General features: G+C 58.8%; 19 protein-coding genes and 1 riboswitch. Of the genes, 11 read left to right on the plus strand and 8 right to left on the minus strand.

Annotation, left to right across the window (positions count from 1 at the left end):
* Positions 1 to 68: 68 nt before the first annotated feature.
* On the plus strand, positions 69 to 932 hold the full coding sequence (locus ACR0KL_RS08115) for a hypothetical protein (protein ID WP_170676936.1): 864 nt from the start codon (positions 69 to 71) through the stop codon (positions 930 to 932).
* 64 nt (positions 933 to 996) lie between these two features.
* Here the strand turns inward: ACR0KL_RS08115 and ACR0KL_RS08120 are convergent, their stop codons facing one another.
* Positions 997 to 1,794 (minus strand): phytanoyl-CoA dioxygenase family protein, encoded by a 798-nt coding sequence (locus tag ACR0KL_RS08120; protein ID WP_480776852.1) that lies wholly within the window; start codon positions 1,792 to 1,794, stop codon positions 997 to 999.
* An 84-nt stretch (positions 1,795 to 1,878) separates the two neighbouring features.
* Here ACR0KL_RS08120 and ACR0KL_RS08125 point away from each other — a divergent pair, with 84 nt between their 5' ends.
* A complete protein-coding gene (locus tag ACR0KL_RS08125; RefSeq protein ID WP_480776853.1) occupies positions 1,879 to 2,781 on the plus strand; it encodes a LysR family transcriptional regulator in 903 nt (300 codons plus the stop codon).
* Here ACR0KL_RS08125 and irrA read toward each other — a convergent pair.
* Positions 2,778 to 3,197, minus strand: a complete 420-nt coding sequence (gene irrA, locus ACR0KL_RS08130; protein WP_170677289.1) for an iron response transcriptional regulator IrrA — start codon at positions 3,195 to 3,197, stop codon at positions 2,778 to 2,780. The genes ACR0KL_RS08125 and irrA overlap by 4 nt on opposite strands.
* 187 nt (positions 3,198 to 3,384) lie before the next feature.
* Between irrA and fabA the strand changes: the two genes are divergently transcribed.
* The 4 genes from fabA to ACR0KL_RS08150 are packed head-to-tail and all read left to right on the plus strand — an operon-like array spanning position 3,385 to position 6,207.
* Positions 3,385 to 3,894, plus strand: a complete 510-nt coding sequence (gene fabA / locus ACR0KL_RS08135) for a bifunctional 3-hydroxydecanoyl-ACP dehydratase/trans-2-decenoyl-ACP isomerase (protein WP_170378117.1) — start codon at positions 3,385 to 3,387, stop codon at positions 3,892 to 3,894.
* 47 nt (positions 3,895 to 3,941) lie between these two features.
* Positions 3,942 to 5,171, plus strand: coding sequence for a beta-ketoacyl-ACP synthase I (gene fabB / locus ACR0KL_RS08140; RefSeq protein ID WP_480776854.1), 1,230 nt, complete (start codon positions 3,942 to 3,944; stop codon positions 5,169 to 5,171).
* 5 nt (positions 5,172 to 5,176) lie between these two features.
* A complete protein-coding gene (locus tag ACR0KL_RS08145) occupies positions 5,177 to 5,968 on the plus strand; it encodes an enoyl-ACP reductase FabI (protein WP_480776855.1) in 792 nt (263 codons plus the stop codon).
* Between the two features lie 59 nt (positions 5,969 to 6,027).
* The gene (locus ACR0KL_RS08150) at positions 6,028 to 6,207 is read left to right on the plus strand and encodes a hypothetical protein (RefSeq protein ID WP_480776856.1); all 180 of its coding nucleotides are present in this window, start codon (positions 6,028 to 6,030) and stop codon (positions 6,205 to 6,207) included.
* Positions 6,208 to 6,219: 12 nt separating this feature from the next.
* Here the strand turns inward: ACR0KL_RS08150 and ACR0KL_RS08155 are convergent, their stop codons facing one another.
* Complete coding sequence (locus ACR0KL_RS08155) at positions 6,220 to 6,648, minus strand: FKBP-type peptidyl-prolyl cis-trans isomerase (RefSeq protein WP_480540144.1); 429 nt, start codon at positions 6,646 to 6,648, stop codon at positions 6,220 to 6,222.
* Positions 6,649 to 6,906: 258 nt separating this feature from the next.
* Positions 6,907 to 7,108, plus strand: a riboswitch (cobalamin riboswitch).
* A 131-nt stretch (positions 7,109 to 7,239) separates the two neighbouring features.
* Here ACR0KL_RS08155 and ACR0KL_RS08160 point away from each other — a divergent pair.
* From ACR0KL_RS08160 to ACR0KL_RS08180, 5 genes are read left to right on the plus strand one after another with little or no spacing between them, the layout of a single operon-like run.
* On the plus strand, positions 7,240 to 8,025 hold the full coding sequence (locus tag ACR0KL_RS08160; RefSeq protein ID WP_480776857.1) for a DUF4198 domain-containing protein: 786 nt from the start codon (positions 7,240 to 7,242) through the stop codon (positions 8,023 to 8,025).
* Positions 8,026 to 8,030: 5 nt separating this feature from the next.
* A complete protein-coding gene (cbiM, locus tag ACR0KL_RS08165; RefSeq protein WP_170639241.1) occupies positions 8,031 to 8,642 on the plus strand; it encodes a cobalt transporter CbiM in 612 nt (203 codons plus the stop codon).
* Positions 8,639 to 9,217 (plus strand): cobalt ABC transporter permease, encoded by a 579-nt coding sequence (locus tag ACR0KL_RS08170; protein WP_170472128.1) that lies wholly within the window; start codon positions 8,639 to 8,641, stop codon positions 9,215 to 9,217. The genes cbiM and ACR0KL_RS08170 overlap by 4 nt, the downstream gene beginning before the upstream one ends.
* Positions 9,217 to 9,999: a cobalt ECF transporter T component CbiQ gene (gene cbiQ / locus ACR0KL_RS08175; RefSeq protein WP_170676928.1), complete on the plus strand. Its 783-nt coding sequence runs from the start codon at positions 9,217 to 9,219 to the stop codon at positions 9,997 to 9,999. Before ACR0KL_RS08170 ends, cbiQ begins: the two co-directional genes overlap by 1 nt.
* A complete protein-coding gene (locus ACR0KL_RS08180; protein WP_170676926.1) occupies positions 9,996 to 10,646 on the plus strand; it encodes an ABC transporter ATP-binding protein in 651 nt (216 codons plus the stop codon). The genes cbiQ and ACR0KL_RS08180 overlap by 4 nt, the downstream gene beginning before the upstream one ends.
* Positions 10,647 to 10,751: 105 nt before the next feature.
* On the opposite strand, the gene rplQ is transcribed toward ACR0KL_RS08180, so the two are convergent.
* From rplQ to ACR0KL_RS08205, 5 genes are all read right to left on the minus strand, one after another.
* Positions 10,752 to 11,171 carry a 50S ribosomal protein L17 gene (gene rplQ, locus ACR0KL_RS08185; protein ID WP_170334079.1) on the minus strand — a complete coding sequence of 140 codons (420 nt, stop codon included), beginning with the start codon at positions 11,169 to 11,171 and terminating at the stop codon, positions 10,752 to 10,754.
* A 117-nt stretch (positions 11,172 to 11,288) separates the two neighbouring features.
* Positions 11,289 to 12,305, minus strand: a complete 1,017-nt coding sequence (locus tag ACR0KL_RS08190; RefSeq protein WP_170377644.1) for a DNA-directed RNA polymerase subunit alpha — start codon at positions 12,303 to 12,305, stop codon at positions 11,289 to 11,291.
* 114 nt (positions 12,306 to 12,419) lie between these two features.
* On the minus strand, positions 12,420 to 12,809 hold the full coding sequence (rpsK, locus tag ACR0KL_RS08195) for a 30S ribosomal protein S11 (protein WP_008757289.1): 390 nt from the start codon (positions 12,807 to 12,809) through the stop codon (positions 12,420 to 12,422).
* A 15-nt stretch (positions 12,810 to 12,824) separates the two neighbouring features.
* A complete protein-coding gene (gene rpsM / locus ACR0KL_RS08200) occupies positions 12,825 to 13,193 on the minus strand; it encodes a 30S ribosomal protein S13 (RefSeq protein ID WP_170377641.1) in 369 nt (122 codons plus the stop codon).
* Between the two features lie 208 nt (positions 13,194 to 13,401).
* The gene (locus ACR0KL_RS08205) at positions 13,402 to 14,418 is read right to left on the minus strand and encodes a DUF1254 domain-containing protein (RefSeq protein WP_480776858.1); all 1,017 of its coding nucleotides are present in this window, start codon (positions 14,416 to 14,418) and stop codon (positions 13,402 to 13,404) included.
* Positions 14,419 to 14,462 lie beyond the last annotated feature (44 nt).

Below are 14,462 nucleotides of genomic sequence, written 5' to 3' on the forward strand. Positions count from 1 at the left end.
CTTGCAATGCCGGCGCAATTACCCGAATTTGGCGAAACTTTCCAGCAAGACGCGAATGAAAACCGGCGATGCAGTACGAATCCCTCGACAGCCTTCTGAATTCAGGCCAATCCGCCCTGTCCAAAGGCCCCGTGGCCCTGATTTTCGCCGAAGACGAGACCGAGGTCGAAAGCACGCTGCACCACCATCTAGGCCTCGGCTTCAAGTCCGTCGTGGCTTTCATGCCCGCCGAATTCACCCTCAGCGAGGACCTGTCCGCGCGGATACATCGCGTGACGTTCAGATGCGCGCCCCGGACAATGGTGTTCGACGCGATCATTCGCATCACGAAAGCCGCACCCGGCGTCTGGATGTATTACTGCTACAACGCTGAATACCTGTTCTACCCTTTCTGCGAAACACGCAGCATAGGGGAATTGCTGGCCTTCCACACCGAGGAACGCCGAAACGCAATGTTGTGCCACGTGATCGACCTCTATGCCGGTGATCTGAGCCAGTTCCCGAACGGCGTAGCCCCTGACCAGGCCATGCTGGACAGCACCGGTTACTATGCCCACACCCGCCATGACGCCACCGGCCGACCAGTCGAGCGTCAATTGGACATGTCCGGCGGCTTGCGCTGGCGGTTTGAAGATCACATCCCCTATGAACGCCGTCGCATCGACAGAATCGCCCTATTCAAGACCCGCAAAGACCTGATACTGCAGCCCGACCACACGTTCAACGAGGCCGAATACAACACCTATGCATGCCCGTGGCACCACAATCTGACGGCCGCGATCTGCTCATTCCGGGCGGCAAAAGCCCTAAAAAGCAACGCAGGTTCAGCCTTCGATATCTCGAGTTTCCGTTGGCACAATTCCGTCTCGTTCGAATGGACATCGCGCCAATTGCTCGATCTGGGATTGATCGAACCCGGCCAGTGGTTCTGATCCGCTCTTCATCTGGCCGAAAATATCCCGGGGGAGGCGCCGCAGGCGGCGGGGGCAGAGCCCCCTATCGCGGCAGCAGCATCGGGAACCAGTCTTCCCGCAACCGCTGCCCCGGCACCATATCATGCCCCGGAAACGGAGGCGACGTGCGGCCCGGACGCTCGACATAGCGCGCATCATCCCCGACCAGCCTTAGTGAAAACGCCCGGCGACGACTGTCCGAGTGATTCCCTCGCGCCCCATGCAGGGTGCGGTAGTTGAACGCGACCGCGTCACCGGGCTCCATTTCGAATTCGACCACTTTCATCCCTTCCGCATCCGGGTCGGGTACCGGGATGTACTGGCCTTCATCAGCAAAGAACCCCTCTTCGCTGACCCAGCGGGTCGGCAGCACCTCTTTCTCCCACCTGTGCGATCCCGCAACACAGCGCAGGGTGGCCTGTTTCACCGGATCCAAAGGCGACCAGAAGCTGATCGTCTGCTGCCCTTCGACAAAGTAATACGGCCCGTCCTGATGCCAGGGCGTCGCCATCGAGGTGCCTGGCTCTTTCACCAGCACATGGTCGTGAAACATCTGCACGGTTTTCGACTGCATCAGGTCAGCTGCGACCTCAGCTGCCGGAGAGGTCTCGATCACCTCGCGGAACTGCGGAATACGGGTCCAGTTGCAGTAATCATCAAAGAACAGCCCGGTCTGCCCTTCCTTTTTATTGTCCGGCGCATAGGGTCCCGGCTCGGCCATATTGGCGGCAACCCCGTCGCGCAACGCATCCACGTGATCGGCAAAAAGCCCTTTGATCAGGACTACCCCGTCGGTCTGATAGGTGTCGATCATGTCCTGAGAAACAAGAGGGTGTGGCATGTCGGTCTCCTTGTGCTTGCCCCCGTTTAAAGGGCAACAAAGCCTTCTGTTCAAATCATATCTTTCGAAGTAAAAATTAACGTGATGTTATATATCTCACTTCGCCAATACGAATATGTCTGCGCCATCGGCCGCCATGGCAGCTTGTCGTCCGCGGCCCACGCGCTGAACGTATCGCAACCTGCCTTATCGACGGCCCTGACGCGGGTTGAGTCGCTTCTGGGATATCCGCTGTTCATGCGTCGGAGGGGGGCGGCGATGACCACAACCCCTCAGGGCCGCCTTTTCATCGAACAGGCGGAAAAGCTGTTGCACTCTGCCGCGCAGATCGAAAATCCGACAGATGCGCCGCACGGGTCTTCACACCTGCGGCTGGGCTGTTTCATTGACCTGGCACCGTTTCATCTGGCCTCTGCCTTGCGCAGTCTGCAAACTGCCCTTCCCGATGTGACCATCACCTATCAGGTGGACAGTTTCGAGGGCTTGCTGGACGGTCTCATCAACGGTCAGACGGATATCGCGATCACATATGACCTTGGCATGGATGCAGGGTTTACCCGGCAAGAGCTGTTCGACAGTGTCCCGCACGCCTTGCTCCCACCTGATCACCCGCTTGCAGAGGCTCGCAGTGTGACTTTGGCCGATCTGGAACTGGAACCCCTGATCCTGTCAAAAGAAGGGCTGTCCGCTCAGCACGTCCTGAACCTGTTTCGACGTAATGGCCTGAACCCAACTGTCGCCCACAGGGCCGCGACGCTTGAGATTCAGCGCAGCCTCGCAGCCCATGGGGAAGGAATCGCAATCAGCTACGCCAGCCCAAACAATTCGACGAGCTATGACAATCGAACGCTTGTGCGTCTGCCGATCCTAGACAAGGACGCTGCTGAACCTGTCGTCTTGGCGCGCCACGGAACCGGCCCCGTCGAAGCCACATTGGCGTCAGCGGAACGTATCCTGTTTGATACGTTAGTCCGAGGCCAGAACTAAGGTTTCTTGCGAAGACGGATAACCACATCGACCGAGGCGATCTCGACCCCTTCCGGCGCCTTCGGGAGGCGCTGGATCACCAACTCTTCGGACGGAGCGTCACTCAGCCGGCTTTCATCTTCCCAATAGAAATGCGGGTGATCATGGGTGTTGGTGTCAAAATAGCTTTTCGACCCATCCACCGTGATCTCTTGCAGCACGCCCGCATCGCAGAACGCGCGAAGCGTATTGTAGACCGTCGCAAGCGACACCGCGTCGCCCTTGGTCTTCGCGGAGTCAAACAGGCTTTCCGCTGTGACATGCCGGTGACGACCATCGCCCACAAGCAACTCGGCCAGCGCAACACGCTGTCGCGTCGGGCGCAATCCGGCGCTCTCCAACCAGTCTGTAGCTATCTTACGGCTCTGAGGTGTCATGAATCCGATACCCATTTTTGCTGCTTATATATATAGGGGCGCAGGGATGCCAATTTCAAATGAAATTCATTCGCAAAGACCGCTAGGTCGCAACATCATCCGGCCACTGCTCTTGCAGGACCTTGCATACGGGTGCTAGGTGAGGCCAAATGTAATGAACAGACCCAAGGCAGAAGAGGCGGCAAGAATGGCCCAATTCCCAAGCAGTTTTGACAAAGAGGATCTGCTGAAATGCGCGCGAGGCGAACTTTTTGGCCCCGGCAATGCGCAATTGCCTGCCCCTCCGATGCTGATGATGGACCGGATCACCGATGTTTCAGGTGACGGAGGTGCACATGGCAAAGGCCATGTTGTCGCGGAATTCGACATCACGCCTGATCTTTGGTTCTTTGACTGCCATTTCCCCGGCAACCCGATCATGCCGGGCTGCTTGGGTTTGGATGGCCTGTGGCAGCTGACGGGCTTCAACCTGGGCTGGCGCGGCTGGCAGGGGCGCGGCTACGCCCTGGGCGTGGGCGAAGTCAAACTGACCGGCATGGTCCGCCCGGACCGTAAGATGCTGACCTATTATGTTGATTTTACCAAAGCCGTACAAACACGCCGTCTGACCATGGGGGTCGCGGATGGCCGTGTCGAAGCGGATGGTGAAGTAATTTACCAAGTCAAAGATATGAAGGTTGCACTGTCCGAAAGCTGACGCCAGCGGACATTACGCCAACAGGAACGGAACACAGGAGAACGCATATGCGTCGCGTCGTCGTCACCGGTTTGGGGATCGTCTCCTCGATCGGGAACAATGCCGAAGAGGTTCTCGCCTCGCTCAAAGCAGGTAAGTCCGGCATCGAGGCCAATGAGCAGATGGTCGAACATGGCTTTCGAAGCCAGATCGCCGGGTCGCTCAAGATCGACGTGTCCGAGCGCGTGGACAAACGTACCCTGCGCTTCATGGGGCCAGGTGCGGCCTACGCGCATATCGCGATGGGACAGGCGATTGCCGATTCCGGGCTGACCGAGGAACAGGTCGTCAATCCGCGCACCGGGTTGGTTGCCGGATCCGGCGGACCGTCCACCAGTGCAATGCTGACCGCGCATCAGACGGTACTGAAAAACGGCGCCACCAAGCGGATCGGGCCTTTTGCCGTGCCGAAATGCATGTGTTCCACGATTTCCGCGAACCTTGCCACCGCCTACAAAATCAAAGGTATCAACTACTCGATCACTTCGGCCTGTTCGACCTCGCTGCATTGCATCGGCAACGCCGCGGAACAGATCATGCTGGGCAAGCAGGACGTGATGTTTGCAGGTGGCGGCGAGGAGTTGGACTGGACCCTGTCCTGCCTATTCGACGCGATGGGCGCGATGTCGTCTAAGTATAACGACACTCCGCAGAAAGCCTCGCGCGCGTTCGATCAGGACCGCGACGGCTTTGTGATCTCGGGTGGTGGCGGCATTGTCGTGCTTGAGGATCTGGACCATGCATTGGCGCGCGGTGCCAAAATCTACGCCGAGGTGACCGGCTATGCCGCAACCTCGGACGGTCATGACATGGTGGCCCCGTCCGGCGAAGGCGGTGAGCGCGCGATGCGTCTTGCGCTGTCGACCCTGCCCGAAGGCCGCAAGGTTGGCTACATCAACGCGCACGGCACCTCGACCCCGGTCGGAGATGTGGGTGAAGTTGAAGCCGTCCGTCGCATCTTCGGCGAAGGCAACGTGCCGCCGATCTCATCCACCAAGTCGATGACCGGGCACGCACAAGGCGCAGCCGGCGCGCTTGAGGCGATCTTCTGCCTGCTCATGCTGGACAATGATTTCATAACGCCGTCGATCAATGTCGACACACTAGCCGAAGGCATCCAGCCCGGTGAAATTGCAACTCAAGTGGTTGAAAATGCAGGTTTGGATTCGGTCATGACCAATAGCTTCGGCTTTGGTGGCACAAACGGATCCATGGTCCTGTCAAAGTATAACGGGTGAACGAGATGTCAGAAGTTCTAAAAGGGAAACGCGGCCTGATCATGGGTGTCGCCAATGACCGGTCGATTGCCTGGGGTATCTCGAAAGCGATGCACGAAGCAGGGGCTGAGCTGGCTTTCACCTATCAGGGCGACGCGTTCGGGAAGCGCCTGCAGCCATTGGCCGAAAGCCTTGGCAGCGACTTTATGGTCGATGCGGATGTCACGGATGACGACTCGCTGGACCGCGCCTTTGGCGAGCTGGGAGAGCGCTGGCCCACCATCGACTTTGTCGTCCACGCCATCGCCTATTCGGACAAGAACGAGTTGACAGGCCGGTTCCTGAACACCACACGAGCTAATTTCAAGCATTCGATGGATGTATCGGCCTACTCGTTCATCGAGGTCGCGCGCCGCGCATATCCGTTGATGAAGGACAATGGCGGCTCGCTGCTGACACTGACCTACCAAGGCTCGAATCGTGTGGTTCCGAATTACAACGTCATGGGCGTTGCCAAGGCCGCGCTGGAATCGGCGACACGCTATCTGGCCAACGACCTCGGCCCCGAGGGCATCCGTGTGAACGCGATTTCACCTGGTCCGATGAAGACCCTGGCCGGGGCTGCAATTGGCGGTGCGCGCAAGACCTACAAGTTCTGCGACCAGAATGCGCCGATGCGCTCGAACGCTACGCTGGAGGCCGTTGGCGGCACAGCGGTTTACCTGACCTCGGATGCGGGGGCTTGCACCTCGGGCGAGATCATCCGGGTGGATGGCGGTTTCCACGTGCTTGGAATGCCACAGCCGGATTTCATGTGACCATATCTTTCCCAGACGCCGCCAAGATTTGACCATCTTTCGGCGTCAGGGATATGGGCATGAGCAAAACTGACCAAATCCTTGCCAGCAATACGCGTGGCACCCTGACCAGACGGAAAACGGGGTTCCTAAGCCCCCGCGCCCGTGTTCTGCTTTTGACGCTGACCACATTGCTGGTGTTGTTCGTGTTCTTCACGCAACCGCAAGTCCGTGCAGCGCTTGACGGGCTTTGGGGCTAGAACCCCAAGCCTTTAGCTCACCGAGACAACCTCGATATCGAAAATCAAATCCTGCCCAGCCAGCGGGTGATTGGCGTCCAGCGTCACCGTGGCCTCGTTCGCCTCGACAACCGTTACCGGCAGCGCCTGACCGTCCGGGGTCTGCATCTGCAACTGGGTTCCCGGCTCTAGTGGGATATCATCCGGAATACCCTCACGCGGGATGTCCTGCCGCATCGCCGGGTTGATCGGGCCATAGGCGTCGACACATGCAATCTCGACCCGCTTCTTGTCACCAACCGCCAGTCCTGGCATCGCACTGTCCAGGCCGGGTATGATCTGGCCCGAACCAACAACGAACTCTAACGGATCGCGCCCGTCTGAGCTGTCAAACACGGTCTCGTCCAGCAGCGTGCCAGTATAGTGGATGCGAACGGTGTCGCCTTGTTTGATCTCAGACATTGGGCCTCCGGGGCTTGTGGGAAATTAGGCGCCGAACACAAGCGCGCTACGCCGGAGTCTGACGCAGCGCAGGATGCATCCATCTGATTCTGATGTCCAGATTGCGTTGCAAGCGCGCGCATTCTCTTCTCGTCGCTTGCAAGCGCGTCTTCGCTAAAAACTATACCCGGTTGGCTGAACAAGAACATCCGATCCTATCGACAAGATGTTATCGCTAAGGATCGAAATAGAGATTGACCGGCGGCGGTGATCTCTGTCATCAGCGTCCTCATGTCCGGTTCCGGGTTCGCCCGGAGAAAAGGGAATGCGGTGCGGGGAATTCTGATCCACCCAATGCCGCAACTGCCCCCGCAACTGTAGGCGGTGAGCAGGGCTGACATGCCACTGGGTTCCACCTGGGAAGGCCAGCCCGATGCTTTGACCCGCAAGTCAGGAGACCTGCCGGATATGCACCCTCGGAAGGGGTGTGTCACCGATGCCGGGGTGTGCATTGGGCCGGTGCCCTCATTTTGAGGCAAAGGGTCCCGTTCACCTCGAAGTCAAATAAGAAAACGTGCCGGGGTTGGCACGAAGGGACGAGGGAAAGACCCTATGAAAAAACTGCTCTGCACGGCTGCTGCTGCGCTGGCAATTCCAGCGATGGCGCAAGCGCATTTTCTGCTGGAATACACCACGGACACGCTGATCGAGGCACCGGGCGACGTGCCGGTCAAGCTGATCTTCTGGCACCCGTTCGAAAACGGCCATGTCATGGATCTGGACAAGCCGCAGGAATTCTACGTGATCCACAACGGCGATAAAATCGACCTGCTGGACACGCTGGAACCCATCCGGTTCTCAAGCCCTGAAAATGAAGGCGCAGCCTTTCAGGGATCTGTTCCGGTCAAGCGCTCGGGCGACTACGTAATGGTCACTGTGCCTCAGCCCTATTATGAAGAGGCCGAGGATATCTATATCCAGCAGATCACCAAGGCGTTCCTGAACCGCAACGAATTGCCGACCGACTGGATGAACCCCGCGGGTCTGGCGACCGAGATCGTGCCGCTGAACAAGCCCTACAATATCATCGCAGGCTCGACCTTCACCGGTCAGGTGCTGGCAAACGGCGAACCGGTTGTCGGCGCTGAGATCGAGATCGAATACATGGCCGCCAAACCCAGCTTTGACAGCCAAGCCTCGTCCGAACCTACCGTTTCACCGATGCCCGGAGGCGCTGTTGTCGCCATTTCCGGCGCCAATGGCTATTTCTCTTTCGGTGTTCCGAAAGCTGGTTACTGGGGCTTTGCCGCGCTGGGCGCTGGTTCGGAAACCGAACATGAAGGCAAAGAGCTGAGCCAAGACGCGGTGATCTGGATCCGCGCCTGGGACATGGAGTAACCCCGATGCACATCGTCGACGGAGCCCTGTCCAACCCGGTCGTCATCGGCGGAGCCGTTGCCGCCGCTGGTGGGGTCGCAATGGGCCTCAGGTCGCTGGATCTGGACCGCATCCCCACAGCAGGGGTGCTGGCGGCCAGTTTCTTCGTGGCCTCGCTGATCCATGTTCCGATCGGGCCGTCGTCGGTGCATCTGATCCTCAACGGTCTAGCCGGGCTTCTGCTCGGCTGGGCTGCCTTCCCGGCCTTGTTTGTGGGTCTGCTCCTTCAAGCCGTTTTCTTCGGCTTCGGCGGGCTGACGGTGCTGGGGATCAACGCGCTTAACATCGCTTTTCCGGCCGTTCTGGCGGGGCTGCTGTTCCGGCCTCTGATTGGGCGTGGTTCACCTGTTCATGGCGCGATCTGGGGCGGCATAGGCGGCGCCTTTGCCATTGCGGCCACGACCGTCATGGTGGGCATCTCACTGGCCCTGTCCGGGGACGAATTCCTCCCCGCCGCCAGGCTGGTCTTCTTTGCCCATATCCCCGTGATGATCATCGAGGCCGTCCTGACAGGTTTCGCCGTCCTGCTGGCGCGAAAGGTCAAACCCGAATTGTTTCTGACAAGGCCCGCCACATGAGACAGCTTGCCCTCATCCTGGCCCTATGCGCAGCCCCTCTGCCCGCGCTGGCCCACAAGGTGATTGCCGGGGTCTTTGCATCCGGCGATGCGATCGAAGGGGAAATTGGCTTCTCCAACGGCACCATGGCGACCGATACCGAGGTTGTCGTAACCGATCCAAACGGGGTCGAGCTGGGCCGGGCCACGACCGACGCAGACGGGTTCTTCATCTACACGCCCACAACACCCGTCGCCCATACCTTCTTTGCCGACCTTGGCGCCGGTCACGTGGCCGAGGTCACCATGCCCGCCGAGGACGTCGCCAAGATCATGGGCGTTGCCGTCCAGAACACGCCCGCAGCGTCGCCTACACCAGCTCCCGCCTCAGAGGGCGTCACCGTGGCCTCCCTCAGCGATGAGGAACGCCAGGCCATTGCAGCAGCCGTCCGAGACGAAATACGCCCTCTGCGCCGGGAAATCGCCGCCTATCGTGAACATAACGACCTACAGACCATTCTAGGCGGCATCGGTTACATCTTTGGCCTGTTCGGGCTGGGCTTCTACCTCGCGGCGCGGAGGAAACTGGCAGGCTGATGGCACACGTACTGGGACCACAGGAACGGACGCTGGCCGAGGCTGGCACGATCGGTCAACAGGGGTTGATCACCTCGCTTGATCCGCGCGTGCGCATCGTCATGTCCGTTTTGTTTGCGGTCGTTGTGGTCTCCCTATCCTCCCTCCCCGCGCTTGCGGCGGCGTTGATGATCGCGCTGGCCCTACTGGTGCTATCCCGACTGCCTTGGCGCAAAACGCTCAAGCGGATGGCGATGATGGACAGTTTCATCATCTTCATGCTGGTCCTCCTGCCCTTCACCATGCCCGGCGACCCGATGTTTACCATCTGGGGGTTTCCGGCCAGCTGGCAGGGGCTCTGGAAAGCCGTTGAAATCGCGCTGACCGCGAATGCCGTGATCCTGACCGTGATGGTTCTGGTCGGCACGATGGAGCCTGTTACGTTGGGCCACGCCCTGCACCGGTTGCGCTGCCCGGAAACACTGGTGCATCTTCTTATGTTCACAATCCGCTACATCGACGTCCTGCATGAGGAATATCAACGCCTCCGCTCAGCCATGAAAGTCCGAGGCTTCCGCCCCGGTACCAACTGGCACACCTATCGCAGTTTTGGCTATCTGGTTGGGATGATGCTGGTCCGGGCCATCGAACGGTCCGAGCGTATCCTCGGCGCGATGAAATGCCGGGGGTTTTCGGGCAAGATGCTGTTGCTGCAGGACTTTACCCTGACACGCCGAGATATTGTCTTTGCTGCCGGGCTAGGGGCCCTCTGCCTTGCCCTGATGATTGTGGAATTCGCATGACACTTATCGCGTTACACGACATCTGCTTTGCCTACCACGGACAGGACCCGGTTCTGAATGGGGCAAGCCTACAGCTGGAGGCCGGGCAACGCCTGTCTCTGACCGGTCCGAACGGGTCCGGCAAATCCACTCTCCTACGTATCACACTTGGGCTGCAACGGCCGTCTTCGGGTACGGTGACCGTCTTTGGCAAAACACGACAGGCCGAGGCCGATTTCCACGACGTCCGCCGCCATATCGGTCTTGTCTTTCAGGACCCCGACGACCAGCTGTTCTGCCCCACCGTGGCTGAAGACATTGCCTTTGGTCCGCTGAACCTCGGCAAAACGCGGGATGAGGCGCTTGCGATCGTGGATCGCGTTTTGGGCGACCTCGACCTCATGCACCTAAAGGAACGGACCACGCATAAACTGTCAGGCGGCGAAAAGCGTCTGATCACGCTGGCAACTGTTCTGGCGATGGAGCCGCAGGCCCTGCTGCTGGATGAGCCAACCAATGCGCTGGACACCAAGAACGAGGCGCGGTTGCTCGAAATCCTGCAATCTCTGCCTCAGGCTATCCTTCTGGTCAGCCATTCTCCTGCATTTCGCGATGCGCTGGCCCCGGACAGGCTTGAATTGCAAGACGGTAAGCTTGTCGCTGTGTGAGAAAGCCCATCCTGGTCGTGCCGATGCAAACTAGTTTGTAACTCCGCAAAACAAAAAACCCCGCGTCGAGGACACGGGGTTCTTTTTTGAAAGCTGTTGGCTTTCTTATTCTTCTGCGGCCTCTTCGGCTGCAACGCGAGCTTTGTCAGCCGCGCCTTTGGCGTCAACGTCACGATCAACGAATTCGATGATCGCCATCGGCGCCATGTCGCCATAGCGGAAGCCAGCTTTCAGGATACGGACATAACCGCCCTGACGCTCGGCATAGCGGGGGCCCAGAACTTCGAACAGCTTTGCGACGTCTTTGTCTTCTTTCAGCTGTGCTGCGGCCTGACGGCGTGCGTGCAGGTCGCCGCGCTTGCCCAGAGTGACCAGCTTTTCGATGATCGGGCGCAGTTCTTTTGCCTTGGGCAGAGTTGTTTTGATTTGCTCATGCTCGATGAGCGAGCCAGCCATGTTTGCAAACAGAGCCTTGCGGTGCTCATGAGTACGGTTCAGGCGGCGGTAACCACGTGCGTGACGCATTTTTCAGTTCCTATATTGCGTTTTGCTTTGTCTGGCCGGCGATGCGTGTCACCGGCTCTCCTTGGGGCGGAAGTGCCCATACAGTCCCCGGACGCCCGGGCATTGGGGAAGACGCGCTTAAAACGCGTCTTCGAATTTCTTCGCCAGATCTTCGATGTTGTCGGGCGGCCAATCCTCGACATCCATGCCGAGGTGCAAACCCATGCCGGACAGCACTTCTTTGATCTCGTTCAGCGACTTGCGGCCGAAGTTCGGGGTGCGCAGCATCTCGGCTTCGGTCTTCTGGATCAGGTCGCCGATGTAAACGATGTTGTCGTTCTTCAGGCAGTTTGCCGAACGGACCGACAGTTCCAGCTCGTCGACTTTCTTTAGCAGCAGCGGGTTGAACTCCAGACCATCGTCCTCGTCCTGGCGGCCAGCCGATTCCGGCTCGTCGAAGTTTACGAAGATCGACAGCTGGTCTTGCAGGATACGAGCGGCATAGGCCAGCGCGTCTTCCGGCGTGATCGAACCATCGGTTTCGATCTTCAGGGTCAGCTTGTCATAGTCCAGAACCTGCCCTTCACGGGTCGGCTGAACGTCATAGGCAACCTTTTTGACCGGCGAGTAGATCGCATCGATCGGGATCAGGCCGATGGGTGCATCTTCGGGCTTGTTCTTCTCAGCCGAAACATAACCCTTGCCAGTGTTGACGGTCAGCTCCATGAACAGGTCGGCACCATCATCAAGGTGGCAGATGACGTGATCGCGGTTCAGAACCTCGATGCCAGCGCTTTCGCTGATGTCACCAGCGGTGACAACCGCGGGGCCCTTGGCATTGATCGACAGGCGCTTGGGGCCTTCGACTTCCATGCGCAGCGACACGCCTTTGAGGTTCAGGATGATGTCGGTGACGTCTTCACGCACGCCCGCCACGCTCGAGAACTCGTGCAGGACGTTGTCGATTTGAACGCTGGTGATGGCCGCACCTTGCAGCGAGCTCATCAGAACGCGGCGCAGCGCGTTGCCCAGTGTCAGACCAAAGCCACGCTCCAGCGGTTCAGCAACCAGAGTTGCCTGACGCGCAGGGTCGTTGCCCGGCTTGCCGTCCAGCTGGGTCGGCTTGATCAATTCTGCCCAATTCTTGTGGATCATGTAATCCCTCCATTCCTGTCCGCGCCCCATGACCAACAAGGTGCAGACGCCCGAGGTTCAAAATGACGTGCTGGGGCCGTGCAAAAACACAGCCCCAGCCAAATTCAAAATCGCTTAGACGCGGCGGCGCTTCGGCGGGCGGCAACCGTTGTGAGCGATCGGCGTCACGTCGCGGATCGACGTGATGTTGAAGCCCACGGCAGCCAGCGCGCGCAGAGCCGATTCACGACCCGAACCGGGACCCTGAACTTCGACTTCCAGCGTCTTGACGCCATGTTCCTGCGCCTTTTTGCCTGCATCTTCTGCAGCCATCTGAGCGGCGTAGGGTGTCGATTTCCGCGATCCTTTGAAGCCCATGGTACCGGCAGACGACCACGAAATCGCGTTGCCCTGCACGTCCGAGATCAGGATCTTGGTGTTGTTGAAGGTCGAGTTCACATGGGCGACGCCCGATGCGATGTTCTTACGCTCTTTGCGCTTAACGCGAGTCTTATCACGTGCCATCAGTCAGACCCTCCCTTATTTCTTCTTACCAGCGATGGCCTTTGCGGGGCCTTTGCGGGTACGAGCGTTGGTGTGGGTACGCTGACCGCGAACCGGCAGGTTGCGGCGGTGACGCAGACCGCGGTAGCAGCCCAGGTCCATCAGGCGCTTGACGTTCATTTGAACTTCACGACGCAGGTCACCTTCGACGGTGAAGTTTTCGTCGATGAATTCGCGGATTTTCAGAACTTCGGCGTCGGACAGTTCGTTGACGCGACGGGTCGCTTCAATGCCCACGGCTTCGCAGATCGCTTTGGCCGAGGTGTTGCCGATTCCGGTGATATAGGTGAGGGCGATTGGTACCCGCTTTGCAGTCGGGATGTTTACGCCGGCAATACGTGCCACGTGTCACTTTCCTTTTCGTTGCGGTTCCGTAACTCCAGAACCTTTTTTCACAACGCCTAACCGTGGCAGTGTCGCCAGAGGGCTCAGCATTTTATGATATGTTCATGTGAACGGATTACCCGCGCACAATTCGATTCTCTTCCGAGATAGCGTCCAATAGTGTTGCGCGACCCGCGCGTCAAGCGCAGATCGCATATTGATCCCGAATTCACTCCGCAAGCTCGATTTCAGGGAAGGTCCAGCTCCCGTCGATCACTTCGGGAGAGGGTTGGTAGAGACGCACGGCGTAGTTCCATCCCTCCATGATCGGCAGGCAATTCACACGGCCGTCTTCACATCCACCGAAATGCACGGTCATCGACCCGTCCGGGTTGCTGTCGCCGGTCACCGAGTTGATCACGTAGACACCCAGATCGTTCTCTTCAAAGAACCCCGCCGCGTTATACAGGCTGACCGACCAGAACGCGCCAACCGGAACTTCGGCGGGAACGTCCAGCTTGTACGCCCCCAACTCCAGCCCCGGCTCGACGTTCAGATAGAAGGCCTCTGCCTCTGGCAAACCACCCCAGCCGAACGCTGTTCCCAGCAGGTGGCGCACGGGGTCAACGGCCTCTTTCGCCCCAAACGTACCGGTGCTGTCGGGCGAGAAACGCGCAAGCTCCAATACGGCGCTCAGCACTTCGTCAAACGCATCCTTGTCATAGTGCGCTTCGTCAAAGGGACGCGCGGAATTGGCCTGCAGCGTTACCCCATCCTGCAACGCCGTCACTTCGGCTATGTCTGCGGGGTCCCCTGAATCCACAAGGTACCGAAACAACAGCGCAACATAGGACGTATCGAACTGGTCGACCGTCAGCTCATAGGTTCCACCGCTAAGAAACACATCATTGACGTAGTGATCCTGATTGACCACCTGCACCGAGACATAGCGATCCCCGGTCTCTGGCACGGTCAGCACAGCGCCGTCCGAGATATCGACGACGGCCATGCTATAAAGCGTATCCCGGTTCATGCGGATCGTCGGCTGCATATCCAACGGTGTCGGCTCACGCAAATGAAACAGCGTGTTGACGCCCCCGGACTGCGCCAAGTACTTCCGAAATTCGATATCGGTCGCCGCGCGGACAAAGTTGTCGATGGTCACCGGCGTCTGCTCTGCACAGGCACCAATCGCTGCCATGGTCAGAGCGGACGTCACCACGAGCGTTTTAATCGACAGGCTCATAGCTCTCTCCCAATAAAAAATGCGCGCGTTTGACGAAAAGATAC

It is taken from the genome of Ruegeria sp. C8 (assembly GCF_056537565.1).

Excerpts from the sequence above, each read along its gene's own strand:
- ACR0KL_RS08150 (WP_480776856.1), top strand. The coding sequence starts at position 6,028 with ATGAGCAAAACTGACCAAATCCTTGCCAGCAATACGCGTGGCACCCTG.
- rpsK (WP_008757289.1), bottom strand. The coding sequence starts at position 12,809 with ATGGCACGTGATAAGACTCGCGTTAAGCGCAAAGAGCGTAAGAACATC.
- rplQ (WP_170334079.1), bottom strand. The coding sequence starts at position 11,171 with ATGCGTCACGCACGTGGTTACCGCCGCCTGAACCGTACTCATGAGCAC.
- ACR0KL_RS08125 (WP_480776853.1), top strand. The coding sequence starts at position 1,879 with ATGTTATATATCTCACTTCGCCAATACGAATATGTCTGCGCCATCGGC.
- cbiM (WP_170639241.1), top strand. The coding sequence starts at position 8,031 with ATGCACATCGTCGACGGAGCCCTGTCCAACCCGGTCGTCATCGGCGGA.
- ACR0KL_RS08160 (WP_480776857.1), top strand. The coding sequence starts at position 7,240 with ATGAAAAAACTGCTCTGCACGGCTGCTGCTGCGCTGGCAATTCCAGCG.
- fabA (WP_170378117.1), top strand. The coding sequence starts at position 3,385 with ATGGCCCAATTCCCAAGCAGTTTTGACAAAGAGGATCTGCTGAAATGC.
- cbiQ (WP_170676928.1), top strand. The coding sequence starts at position 9,217 with ATGGCACACGTACTGGGACCACAGGAACGGACGCTGGCCGAGGCTGGC.
- ACR0KL_RS08115 (WP_170676936.1), top strand. The coding sequence starts at position 69 with ATGCAGTACGAATCCCTCGACAGCCTTCTGAATTCAGGCCAATCCGCC.
- ACR0KL_RS08145 (WP_480776855.1), top strand. The coding sequence starts at position 5,177 with ATGTCAGAAGTTCTAAAAGGGAAACGCGGCCTGATCATGGGTGTCGCC.
- ACR0KL_RS08170 (WP_170472128.1), top strand. The coding sequence starts at position 8,639 with ATGAGACAGCTTGCCCTCATCCTGGCCCTATGCGCAGCCCCTCTGCCC.
- ACR0KL_RS08190 (WP_170377644.1), bottom strand. The coding sequence starts at position 12,305 with ATGATCCACAAGAATTGGGCAGAATTGATCAAGCCGACCCAGCTGGAC.
- ACR0KL_RS08120 (WP_480776852.1), bottom strand. The coding sequence starts at position 1,794 with ATGCCACACCCTCTTGTTTCTCAGGACATGATCGACACCTATCAGACC.
- irrA (WP_170677289.1), bottom strand. The coding sequence starts at position 3,197 with ATGACACCTCAGAGCCGTAAGATAGCTACAGACTGGTTGGAGAGCGCC.
- ACR0KL_RS08180 (WP_170676926.1), top strand. The coding sequence starts at position 9,996 with ATGACACTTATCGCGTTACACGACATCTGCTTTGCCTACCACGGACAG.
- ACR0KL_RS08155 (WP_480540144.1), bottom strand. The coding sequence starts at position 6,648 with ATGTCTGAGATCAAACAAGGCGACACCGTTCGCATCCACTATACTGGC.
- ACR0KL_RS08205 (WP_480776858.1), bottom strand. The coding sequence starts at position 14,418 with ATGAGCCTGTCGATTAAAACGCTCGTGGTGACGTCCGCTCTGACCATG.
- fabB (WP_480776854.1), top strand. The coding sequence starts at position 3,942 with ATGCGTCGCGTCGTCGTCACCGGTTTGGGGATCGTCTCCTCGATCGGG.